This is a genomic window from Burkholderia sp. Ac-20392, from assembly GCF_017104585.1.
GTDB classification, from domain to species: Bacteria; Pseudomonadota; Gammaproteobacteria; order Burkholderiales; family Burkholderiaceae; genus Burkholderia; species Burkholderia lata.
On sequence record NZ_JAAGPB010000340.1, the window covers coordinates 1 to 9,533 of the forward strand.

Here is a 9,533-nt window from a genome sequence, read left to right on the forward strand (position 1 = left end):
TGAGCCCCTTGCGCTCCGCCGCCGGCAGCTTGCTGCGCGCGCCTTCGTCGATCGACGTGGCGGATGCCGGCGGCAGGCCGCCGATCGCCGCGACGATCCGGCTGCCCGCGGCGATCATGTCGCCCTGGCACTCGATCTTCTCGGCGGCCGCGACGTTCGAGCAGAACGACACCGACGTCCGGTACACGTCGTTGCTCATGCGCGGCACTTCGTCCGCGCTCGCCTGCGCGAAACCGGCGCTCGTCAGCGCCAACGCAGCGGGAATCAGGATACGGAATGCTCTCGTCTTGTTCATTGTTGTTTGCGTATGGGGGTTCTCGTGGCGGGCAACATCGCGCGGCCGCACGGTGGCGGCCGCCGTGACGCCGGGCCCGCGTCCGGCGTCACGCGATCACTTCATCGACGCCGCCTCCGATCCGCCGGGCAACAGCGCCGCGTTGTCCTGCTCGCGCCAAGTACGGCGCGACACCATGATCGCCTTCACGGCCGAGCGCGCGACTTTCCACCACGCGAACGGCCTCGGATCGGCGAGCATGCTGAGCGCGCGTGCATAGTCGAGCGTGAGCCCGGGCGTCCACGCCATCGTCACCGCGCGCTTGCGGATCTGCGCGGCAACCCACAGCTCGGGCGTGAGCAGCAACCGCACGAACGCGCCCCACCCGGCACGCGCGCCCTTCAGCCGCCATACCGCGCCGTCGAGTGCGGCTTCGAGCGCGTTCGACACCGTGCTCGAGCAGTTGCGGTGCGTGAGGTTGTACGTCAGGTTCTGCCGGTACGACGACCAGAAGGCATCCAGCTTCGACGCATCGTAGTTGCGGATCCGCACACGCACGGTCGACGGGCACCACGCCGTCGACTCGGTCGCGTAGTCGGGCTGGAACAGGCCCGGCACGTCGTTTTCGCGTGTCGCGCGCAGGATGCGCGTGAATTCGTCCGGAGAACGATCGATTTCGACGCCGGGATACAGGCTGATATAGATGCCCTCGGGTGACTCCAGCGCCGCGTGTCCGGTCGAGATCACGCCGTTCACGTCCACGGCCGCGATATAGCGGTCGATCACCGGATAGCGCTGCGCTTCGGCCTTCGACGTGCCGGTCGGTGTCCACACGTGCACGGTGAGCGCATGCTCGCCGTCGGCCGGCGGGCCGTCCCATTCGGATTGCGCGAAATGCGGCAGGTCGCGCGCATCGTCGAGATCCGGCGCAAGCGCCGGCGCCGGCGACGTCGCGAACGCGGGATTGCGCGTCAGCCGCCGCACGCGCGCGGCGAGGCTCAGCATGTGCATCCCGCCGAATATCAGCAGCAGGCCGAGGCAGTACGGCACGGTGCCCGCATAGTGCGTCGGGTACGGCTGATAGAAGAAGATGGCCAGCAGGATCTCGACGACGCCCCATGCGAAGGCGACGTTCCAGCGGCGATAGCGCACCATCCACGCGGCGGTGCACTGCAGCAGCCCGTCGACGAGGAACAGCGTGCCGAAGATCATCGACAGCAGGAAATGGCCGTGGTGATGCCCCGCGAACACGAGCCCGGCGGCCACCACCACCACGATCCCCTTCACGTAGCGCAGGATGCGCTGCCCGCCGACGCCGCTGCCGGCCACCGCGAGCGTCGCGAGCCCCTCGATCAGGAACAGCCACGCAAAGATCTGGATTGGAAAATGCAGCGCACCGTCGAGCGCATCGACGAAGATCACGACGCCCGCGACGACCCACACCCAGCCGAGCACGGTCAGCCCGCGCCAGCGGGTGCGCAGGTATTCGATGCCCAGCAGCAGCAAGACCAGTCGTACCATTGCGCCCTCTCGTCATTTTTTCGGGATACGCGCTGGTCACGCGTTTCCTGTCGTTTCGACCGCGCGTCGTGCAATGTGCCAGCCGAAAGGCGGTAATTCGTACCGGCGCGTCATGCCTCGACATGACCGTTGGCGGCCGGTATCCCCCCGCACTGGCCGAATAATAAGATATGGCGGAGACGGTTGAAAGCGCGACGAAAACGTTGTCGGCGCGGCACGGACAGGGGCCATCGACCGCTGCCGTGGCAGATATCCCGTTCGACAACGTGCGGCGGATACGCGAGAATCCGGCTACGAGGGCATCGAAAGAACCGAACCGCACAAGACGGGACGAGACAATGACCATATCGATCGCACGCCGGTGCTGGCTCGCCGCCGCATTGGTCGCAGGCTACTTCGCGCTGCCGGGCTGCCACGAACCGCAAGTACACACGGAACGACCGCTGTCCGAGGATCAGTTTTTCAAGTCGGGGCTGGTTCGGGAACAGCCGTACGATGAGGTGGTAACCGGCTTCATGGTCACGAAAGACCATGCGAAGCTGATCGTGCTGGGCCGCCCCGTCCACTTCGTCCTCGATCTGCCGGATACGCTGCGGTCAGCCATGTCGGCCGGCTACCGGACATCACTGCGTTGGTCGTTCTCCGGATTCCGGGCGGTGGGTGGTCACGTCAAAGGCCATTACCGCATCGTGCTGCCGGATGGCGCTTCAGCAGTCGATCAGGTGACGGCGGCCGCGCATGGGTTCGTCGCCGTGCACGACGGTCTCGCACTCGAAGGCAACATCGCCGGAATGCGTTATTCCACCCAAGGCTTCGACATACCGCCCAAGGTGGCGGCGCAACTGCTCGACCGGCCGTACACGATTTATGCCCGGCATGTGACGGAGGCTGTGGCAATCATGAATCTCGCGATAGAACCCACACCGGTCACGGCCGCCGTCGACGGCGATCTTGTCCTCGGCGGCGCAGCATTGGTTCCGGTCGAACTCGTCGCGATTCAGGCGCCAAGGGAATGACGATTCCATCCATCGCCGCTGCAACGCGGCGCACACCCCGAACGGAGCATCGCCATGACCGCCTCACCGCTTCATACGCCGCCGCTCGGCCCGCAACTCAAGCGCTGGCGCGCGCTGCACCGCATCAAGCAAAGCCATGCGGCCGAGCTGTTCGGCGTCGCGCAATCGACGATCTCGCGCTGGGAAGCCGGCCGCCAGCAGATGTCGCCTGACGAGCGCGCGACCGCCGAGCGGCTGCTGGCCGCGCGCCTCGATTCGGCCGGCGATCACGCGCTCGCGCGACTCGTCGCGGGCAGCGCGGGTCGCATGCATCTCGTGTGCGACCTCACGCACCGCCTGCTCGCGTCTTCTCCGGCGCGCGCGGCCGAATTCTCGCAACCGCTGTCGATGCTGCTCGGCTCGTCGCTGTGGCGCTACGCGACGCCCGAGATCGTTCGCATGGAAACCGCGCTCGATACGCTCGGCTGGCATGACCACGCAGGGCCGCCGAGCGTCGAATTCGATACGGGCGCCAATGCGTCGCGCGTCGTGCCGATCCGCGGCAGCATGTGCCGATGGACGCGGATGACGTTGTCGGACGGGTCTGCCGCGCGGCTCGTGGAGACGCTCCAGGATGCGTGATTGCCGGGTCGCGATGAAGAACCGTACACCGGCAACGGCGCGGCCTACTTCAACGTGTCCGGCACGCCACGCAAAAGATGCGAACGTAAATGGCAGCATGCCCAGGAGACAGGCCACATGTCGACGTTTGTCATGCGAGAACTCGTGATCGTCGCGTTCATTCTCTATACGGGCGCCGCCGTGCTGCTCGCGCTTCGCTCGGGGGTGGCCAACGCCGGCGGCAGGCGCGTGGCGCGCCGCAGCAGCCCCTACCTGTTCAGCCTGATCGTCGTCGTTCAAACGGGTTTCTTCGCGCTGTTCTGCTGGGCCGGGCTGTTCGTGAAGTAGCGGCGCGACAAAGCGCCCCGATCCCGCTCGCACCACGCATATTTCATGCGTGGACGAACCGCTTGTCCCCGCATTACGCTAGACGGCTCATCACAAGGAAGCCGACCATGACCCCCGATACGATCCACGCGCGGCTCGCGTTCCTGCGCGAAGCCGAACGCCTGAAGGATGTGCTGCGCAGCGGCTACACGTCGTCCGGGCGAGCGGAAAGCACGGCCGAGCACAGCTGGCGGCTGTGCCTGATGGCGCTCGTGTTCGCCGACGCGCTGCCCGGCATCGACACGCTGAAGCTGCTGAAGCTGTGCGTCGTCCACGATCTCGGCGAGGCGCTGCACGGTGACATCCCCGCGATCGAACAGGCCGCACACCCCGACAAAAGCGCGCACGAACGCGACGACCTGCTGACGCTGACCGCATCGCTCGATCCTGCGCAGCGCGACGAAATCGTCGCGCTGTGGGATGAATACGAGGCAGCCGCTACGCCGGAAGCGCGCGCGGCAAAGGCGCTCGACAAGCTCGAAACGATCCTGCAGCACAACCAGGGCAGCAACCCGCCCGATTTCGACTACGCATTCAATCTCGGCTACGGCCGCCGCTATACCGACGCCGCGCCGCTGTTCAGCGCGATCCGCGAGATCGTCGACGCCGACACGCAACGCCGGATCGACGCGGGCGGGCCGCACGCGTAAGCTCGCGGGATCGGGCGTGCGGCACCGCGCGCCCTGCCCGCACGAGGCCTGACCCATGACGCAGAACATCTACGACGACCCGGCCTTCTTCGAAGGCTACAGCCGCCTGAACCGCTCGATTCAAGGCCTCGACGGCGCACCCGAATGGCCCGCGCTGCGCGCGCTGCTGCCCGACCTGCACGGCCGCAACGTGCTGGATCTCGGCTGTGGCTACGGCTGGTTCAGCCGCTGGGCGGCCGACCAGGGCGCGGCCAGCGTGCTCGGCATCGACGTCTCGGAGCGCATGCTCGAACGCGCGGCCTCGACCGCCGCGCACCCGGCGATCACATACCGCCGCGCCGATCTCGAAACGCTCACGCTGCCGGATGCCGCGTTCGATCTCGCGTACAGCTCGCTCGCGTTCCACTACGTCGCGCACCTCGACACGCTGCTGCGCACGATTCATCGCGCGCTCGTGCCCGGCGGGCAGCTCGTGTTCTCGATCGAGCATCCCGTTTATACCGCGCCGCGCCGGCCGGGCTTCGTCGTCGATGCGCAGGGCAACCGGTCCTGGCCGCTCGACGGCTATCAGCGCGAAGGCGAGCGCGTGACCGACTGGCTCGCGCCGGGCGTCGTCAAGCAGCACCGCACGCTCGGCACGCTCGTGAACCTGCTGATCGGCAGCGGCTTCACGCTCACGCACCTGGACGAATGGGGGCCGACGCAGGCACAGGTCGATGCGCTGCCCGCGCTCGACGAGGAACGCGACCGGCCGATGATGGCGCTCATCGCCGCGCAGCGCTGACGCACGTTAACGCGGCTGCAACACACGCACGGGCCTTCGCCCGTTGCTCTCACAGTTCGCAATAGTGACGCCGCCCTGCCCCCGCTCCGGGCCAGCGTTCGCACAATTCAGCACAATTTCCACACGATTTGGCGTGATGTCCTCGCTTACCATGAGCGGCTGATTCGACTCGGCACGCCCGCGCGATGCGTACGCGGATGCCGTCGCGGGCAACCTGCCCGACATGCGACGCCGACCGGATCGTCCCGACCGGCCGCACGCATCGCCGGCACCGCCTGATCCTCGCCGCACGCTCATGACTCAGAAGACCCATCGCCGCCGGCGCATCGTGCTGGCCAGCCTTGCCATCGTCGCGATCGCCGCCGGCGTCACGCTGAAGGCGTGCGCGCCCGACAAGCATCCGCAATACCTGTCCGCGCCCGTCTCGCGCGGCGATCTCGAGAATGCGGTGCTGGCAACCGGCGCGCTGCAGGCCTTCCGGCAGGTCGACGTCGGGGCGCAGGTGTCGGGGCAGTTGAAGTCGCTGAAGGTCAAGCTCGGCGACAAGGTCACGAAGGGCCAGTGGCTCGCCGAGATCGATCCCGTGATCTCGGAAAACGCGCTGCGCCAGGCGCGCGCCAGCGAAGAAAGCCTGCGCGCGCAGCAGCAATCGACCGCCGCGCAACTCACGCAGGCAGAACTCGCGTTCAAGCGCCAGCAGGCGATGCTGCCCGACGATGCGACCTCGCGCGAATCGTTCGAGGCCGCACGCGCGACGCTCGACGTGCAGCGAGCGACGCTCTCGTCGCTCGCCGCGCAGATCCGCTCGGCCCGCATCCAGATCGAGACCGCGCAGGCCAACCTCGGCTACACGCGCATCGTCGCGCCGATCGACGGCGAGGTCGTCGCGGTCGTCACGCAGGAAGGCCAGACCGTGATCGCGCAGCAGCAGGCGCCGGTGATCCTGAAGCTCGCCGATCTCGACACGATGACCGTGAAGGCGCAGGTGTCGGAAGCCGACGTGATCCGCGTGAGTGCCGGCCAGACCGCGTATTTCACGATCCTCGGCGAACCGGACAAGCGCCACTACGGCAAGCTGCGCGCGATCGAACCGGCGCCGCAGAACTACGCCGAAGCGCAGAGTCCGCTCGGCGGCGGCGCGGGCGGCGGCTCGAAGCCGAACTCGGCCGTGTTCTACAACGCGCTGTTCGAAGTGCCGAATCCGGAACATCGGTTGCGCATCTCGATGACCGCGCAAGTCAACATCGTGCTCGGCAACGCCCGCAACGCACTCAACATTCCGGCCGCCGCACTCGGCGAAAAACGCAAGGACGGCACCTATGCGGTACGCGTGCTGCGCGCCGACGGCAGCACGGAAACGCGCGACGTCCGCATCGGCATCAACAACAACGTGCGCGTCGAAGTACTGGCCGGCCTGAAGGACGGCGAACGCGTCGTGATCGGCGAAGCGGCCGGTGACGACCACGCACCGCTGGCGGATGTGGTGTGACGATGAGCCAGCCCCTGCTGAAACTCGCTGCCGTCACCCGACGCTTTCCGGCGGGCGACAAGGATGTCGTTGTCCTGAACAACGTCAACCTGTCGATCCACGCGGGCGAGATCGTCGCGATCGTCGGCGCGTCGGGCTCCGGAAAGTCGACGCTGATGAACATCCTTGGCTGCCTCGACCACCCGAGCGAAGGCACCTACACGGTCGGCGGACGCGATACGCACATGCTCGACAGCGACGAGCTCGCGCAACTGCGCCGCGAACACTTCGGCTTCGTGTTCCAGCGCTACCACCTGCTGCCGCACGTCGACGCGGTCGCGAACCTCGAAATGCCCGCGATCTATGCCGGCACCCCGCGCGCCGAGCGGCACGCACGCGCACGCGAACTGCTCGCGCGCCTCGGGCTCGCGGATCGTGCGCACCATCGCCCGGGGCAACTGTCCGGCGGCCAGCAGCAGCGCGTGAGCATCGCGCGTGCGCTGATGAACGGCGGCCAGGTGATCCTCGCCGACGAACCGACCGGCGCGCTCGACACGAAAAGCGGCCAGGACGTGATCCGCATCCTGCACGAGCTGAACGCGCTCGGCCATACGATCGTCATCGTCACGCACGACAAGGCCGTCGCGCGCCATGCGAAGCGCATCATCGAGATCAGCGACGGCGAGATCGTCGCCGACCGGCCGAACCGGCACTATGCGGAAGCGCTCGCGGAAGCGGGCGTCGATGCAGCGGAAGCGGCAGAAGCGAGCGAATCAGCCGCCGGCGAGTCACCCTCACTTGATCGCCACGACACGCCGACGCCGCCCGCAACCGTCGACACCGATCCGCATGCCGATACCGGCACGCGCACGCGACGCTTCGCGGCCGGCTCCGGCCGCTTCGCCGAGGCCTGCCGGATGGCTTGGATCGCGCTCGTGTCGCACCGGTTGCGCACGCTGCTGACGATGCTCGGCATCATCATCGGCATCACGTCGGTCGTGTCGATCGTCGCGATCGGCGAAGGCGCGAAGCGCTACATGCTCGACGAGATCGGCAGCATCGGCACGAACACGATCAACATCTATCCGGGCACCGACTGGGGCGACAGCCGCGCCGACGCGATCCAGACGCTCGTGCCCGCCGACGTCGCCGCCCTCGCCGAGCAGCCGTACGTCGACAGCGCGACGCCCGAAACGTCGCGCACGCTGCTGCTGCGCTACCGCAACGTCGACGTCAATGCGCTCGTGAGCGGCGTCGGCGACCGCTTCTTCCAGGCGCGCGGGATGCGCTTCGCGCTGGGTGTCGCATTCGACGAGGACGCGGTGCGTCGCCAGGTGCAGGTGGCCGTGATCGACCAGAACACGCGCCGCAAGCTGTTCGGCGCGACGCGCAACCCGATCGGCGAAGTGATCCTGGTCGACAACGTGCCGTGCGTCGTGATCGGCGTGACGGCCGACAAGAAAAGCGCGTTCGGCAGCGTGAAGAGTCTGAACGTGTGGGTGCCGTACACCACCGCGAGCGGGCGCCTGTTCGGGCAGCGCCATCTCGACAGCATCACCGTGCGCGTGCGCGACGGGCAGCCGAGCGCCGCCGCCGAGAAAAGCCTCGAAAAGCTGATGACGCAGCGCCACGGCCGCAAGGACTTCTTCACGTACAACATGGACAGCGTGGTGAAGACCGTCGAGAAGACCGGCCAGTCGCTCACGTTGCTGCTGTCGCTGATCGCCGTGATCTCGCTCGTCGTCGGCGGGATCGGCGTGATGAACATCATGCTGGTGTCGGTCACCGAGCGCACGCGCGAAATCGGCATCCGGATGGCGGTCGGCGCGCGCCAGTCCGACATCCTGCAGCAGTTTCTCGTCGAAGCCGTGCTCGTCTGCCTGCTCGGCGGCACGATCGGCATCGCGCTGTCGTTCGGGCTCGGCGCACTGTTCTCGATGTTCGTCGCACAGTGGAAGATGGTGTTCTCGGCCGGCGCGATCGTGACCGCGTTCGTCTGCTCGACGCTCACCGGTGTGATATTCGGCTTCATGCCCGCGCGCAACGCGTCGCGGCTCGATCCGATCGATGCGCTCGCGCGCGACTGACGCAAGGCCCGCCATGACGCATTCCTCACCGCTTCACCGCCTGGGCGCATTCGCGTGCGCGGCCGCGTTGCTCGCCGGCTGTGCGGGCGCGCGCCATGAACCGCTGCCCGCCGTCGCGATGCCCGCGAATTGGGAAGCACCGGTCGCGGCCAGCGCACCGGCCACCACGCGCAACTGGTGGCGCAGCTTCGGCGATCCGCAACTCGACGCGCTGATCGACGACGCGCTGCGCGCCAACAACGACCTCGCGATCGCGGCGATCCGCGTGTACCGCGCGCAACTGCAGGCCGGGCTCGCGGATACGAACCTGACGCCCACCGTCTCGCTCGGCGCGAACGGCGCCGTGTCGCGCACGCTCGATACGCACCAGATGAGCCGGACGAGCGGCGTCACCGGTTCGCTCAGCTACGAAATCGACCTGTGGGGCCGGCTGGCCGCGCTGCGCGACGCCGCGCGCTGGGAGGCCAATGCGACGGCCGCCGATCTCGAAGCCGCGCGGCTGTCGCTGATCGGCACGACCGCGTCGCTGTACTGGCAGATCGGCTATCTGAACCGGCAGATCGCGCTCGGCGACGCGAACATCGCGTATGCGGTCCGCACGCTCGCGGTCGTCCGGTCGCGGCACACGGCCGGCGCCGTATCGGGGCTCGACCTTGCGCAGGCCGAACAGAGCCTCGCCGCGCAACGCGCCGCGCAGACGCAACTGATCCAGCAGCGCACCGAGAACCGCCACGCGCTCGCGATAA

General features: G+C 67.7%; 9 protein-coding genes and 1 pseudogene. 8 read left to right on the top strand and 2 right to left on the bottom strand.

Features of this window, described 5'->3' with window-relative positions; all coding sequences use genetic code 11:
• Both G3N99_RS28055 and G3N99_RS28060 read right to left on the bottom strand, forming a co-directional pair.
• Positions 1–295, bottom strand: a pseudogene (locus G3N99_RS28055) (hypothetical protein); the annotation flags it as partial.
• A 96-nt stretch (positions 296–391) separates the two neighbouring features.
• On the bottom strand, positions 392–1,795 hold the full coding sequence (locus G3N99_RS28060) for a DUF308 domain-containing protein (RefSeq protein ID WP_206124012.1): 1,404 nt from the start codon (positions 1,793–1,795) through the stop codon (positions 392–394).
• A gap of 170 nt (positions 1,796–1,965) precedes the next feature.
• Here G3N99_RS28060 and G3N99_RS28065 point away from each other — a divergent pair, with 170 nt between their 5' ends.
• The 8 genes from G3N99_RS28065 to G3N99_RS28100 all read left to right on the top strand — a co-directional run.
• Positions 1,966–2,811, top strand: a complete 846-nt coding sequence (locus G3N99_RS28065) for a hypothetical protein (RefSeq protein ID WP_241011885.1) — start codon at positions 1,966–1,968, stop codon at positions 2,809–2,811.
• Positions 2,812–2,865: 54 nt separating this feature from the next.
• Complete coding sequence (locus tag G3N99_RS28070) at positions 2,866–3,432, top strand: helix-turn-helix transcriptional regulator (RefSeq protein ID WP_174985642.1); 567 nt, start codon at positions 2,866–2,868, stop codon at positions 3,430–3,432.
• Positions 3,433–3,549: 117 nt separating this feature from the next.
• On the top strand, positions 3,550–3,759 hold the full coding sequence (locus tag G3N99_RS28075) for a hypothetical protein (RefSeq protein WP_174946813.1): 210 nt from the start codon (positions 3,550–3,552) through the stop codon (positions 3,757–3,759).
• A 107-nt stretch (positions 3,760–3,866) separates the two neighbouring features.
• Entirely contained in the window at positions 3,867–4,448 is a 582-nt protein-coding gene (locus G3N99_RS28080) for an HD domain-containing protein (RefSeq protein ID WP_206124013.1), read from the top strand.
• A 55-nt stretch (positions 4,449–4,503) separates the two neighbouring features.
• On the top strand, positions 4,504–5,232 hold the full coding sequence (locus G3N99_RS28085; protein ID WP_206124014.1) for a class I SAM-dependent methyltransferase: 729 nt from the start codon (positions 4,504–4,506) through the stop codon (positions 5,230–5,232).
• A 295-nt stretch (positions 5,233–5,527) separates the two neighbouring features.
• Positions 5,528–6,721 (top strand): efflux RND transporter periplasmic adaptor subunit, encoded by a 1,194-nt coding sequence (locus G3N99_RS28090; RefSeq protein ID WP_206124015.1) that lies wholly within the window; start codon positions 5,528–5,530, stop codon positions 6,719–6,721.
• 2 nt (positions 6,722–6,723) lie between these two features.
• Positions 6,724–8,787 (top strand): MacB family efflux pump subunit, encoded by a 2,064-nt coding sequence (locus G3N99_RS28095; protein WP_206124016.1) that lies wholly within the window; start codon positions 6,724–6,726, stop codon positions 8,785–8,787.
• A 13-nt stretch (positions 8,788–8,800) separates the two neighbouring features.
• Positions 8,801–9,533 (top strand): TolC family protein (locus tag G3N99_RS28100; RefSeq protein WP_206124017.1); only part of this gene is annotated, 733 nt, incomplete at its 3' end.